We start from the raw sequence: 1,735 nt of genomic DNA, 5'->3' as shown, positions 1-1,735 counted from the left end.
GACAAGACATCCCACGCGGATAAGCGTCAAGCCGCGATGGCGGAATGATCTGCCAGTGGCTGGTTTGGGAAGGCTTTCGTCTCGTCGTAGAGCCGGCCGTGTTGGAGGCAGTGGAAGAGCATGCCCATGAAGCGGTTGAAGAGGTTGCGCTGAGCGGCGACGTGGCGGTCGCCGGCTTCTCTGCGGCGGTCGTAGTGGGCTCTGGCGCCGGGTGATCTGGTCAGGGAGACGAAGGCCCACACGTAGCCGACAGCCGCCAGCCGTTGGTTCTTGACCTTCCGGCTCATGACGACGCAGCTCTTGCCGCTGGCCCGGGTGACCGGGGCGCTTCCGGCGTAGGCCTTGAGCGAGCCGGCGTTCGCGAACCGAGTTCGGTCGTCACCGATCTCGGCCAGGACCCGGGCTCCGGTTAGGGATCCAAGGCCCGGAAAGCTGCGGATCACCTTCGCATCCGGATGGTCATCGAAGGCCTGAGCAGTGGCTTCTTCCAGGTCGTCGGCGTTCTGGCAGGCAGTGTTCAGCTGTCTGAGCAGGGCCGTTGCTTGCCGACCGAGTGCGGCCTCGACCTGGGGCAGCTGGTGAAGGTAGTCGCGCTGGAAGACCTCATGGATCCTGTCGGCTTCGGCCTGGATGCCGCGGACTCGTCCTGCCTGCTTGAGCAACGCCTGAAGGCGTCGGCGCGTCAGCCTGGCGGCCATGGTCGGCGTGGAGGCGGCGGCCAGGATGGCGCGGGCCTCTCGTGAGCACAAGCCGTGCTTGTGCTGGGTGAAGGCCTCCAGAATCGCCGGGTAGAACTCCCGCAGCTGTGAGCGGAGCCTGTTGTGGGCCTGGCCTCGGTCCCAGACGGCGTCCTGCTGGGCCCGGGCGAGCACGGAGATGGCCTGGACGAGCTCGGAGTCTGCGGGCAGTGGCCGATGGGCGGCCATGTCGGTCCGCAGGATGTTCGCCAGCACCGCGGCGTCGAAGGCGTCGGACTTCTTCCGGGCGACGGAGTGACGGTCGCGATAGCGCGCGACCGCCAGCGGATTGATCGCGAAGACCGGCCTGCCAGATGCCCGCAGACAGGCGACGAGAAGCCCGCGAGAGGTCTCGATCGCGACGGGGATCGGCGTGTCCGCGTGGTCTCCGTGCTCGACCAGCAAGGTGGTGAGCTGGGCGAATCCGGCGGCATCGTCGCTGATCCGCAGCTTGGCGAGTAGGGTTCCGCCGGCGTCGACGAGCGCGACGTCATGATGATCCTCCGCCCAGTCCACCCCGCAGAACATGGGTGTCGGTAACCCTGTGATCTCCATTCCACCCTCCGTTGTTGTGACTCTTCTCCTAGGTCAGAGCCTGTGCAGGGTGCGCGTGCTCCCTAATGGAAGTGCTCAAGGCACGTCATCCCACCAGCCGTTCGCAACCCCAGCGAGTGGTGCGGCCCTCGGTCTGCTTCGGAGCTCAGGCTCAGGCAGTTCGGAGAGGTGGTCCGCACAACCGACTCGGACTACGAACAGCGAATCGCATCGGAGCGCGACAGTGGGCGGACGATGAAGAACGCTCTGACCTGCACCATCACGAGCGCTTTGATGCTCTTGGAGACAGGTCTGTGTGCGTGCCGGGCGCGAAGCCGACCTCGTCTTGTCAACAGGACTCGAGGGTCCGGGCATACTCAAAGGCTTGCTCCGCGCCCCGAAAACTGGTGCCAACCCGCGACCATGATCGGGGCTCGCGTACCAGCCTTCGCGTCCCATTAGGC

The 1,735-nt window shown here is 65.8% G+C and carries 1 protein-coding gene; it reads right to left on the bottom strand.

The window, feature by feature from the left end; translation table 11 throughout:
* Positions 1 to 26: 26 nt before the first annotated feature.
* A complete protein-coding gene (locus ACF08N_RS38085; protein ID WP_392329271.1) occupies positions 27 to 1,292 on the bottom strand; it encodes an IS110 family transposase in 1,266 nt (421 codons plus the stop codon).
* Between the last annotated feature and the right edge of the window lie 443 nt (positions 1,293 to 1,735).

This window comes from Streptomyces sp. NPDC015127 (assembly GCF_043080095.1).
In the GTDB taxonomy this organism is placed as follows: domain Bacteria; phylum Actinomycetota; class Actinomycetes; order Streptomycetales; family Streptomycetaceae; genus Streptomyces.
The sequence above is the reverse complement of the archived record's forward strand: the minus strand, read 5'-3'. Positions and strand labels throughout refer to the sequence as shown.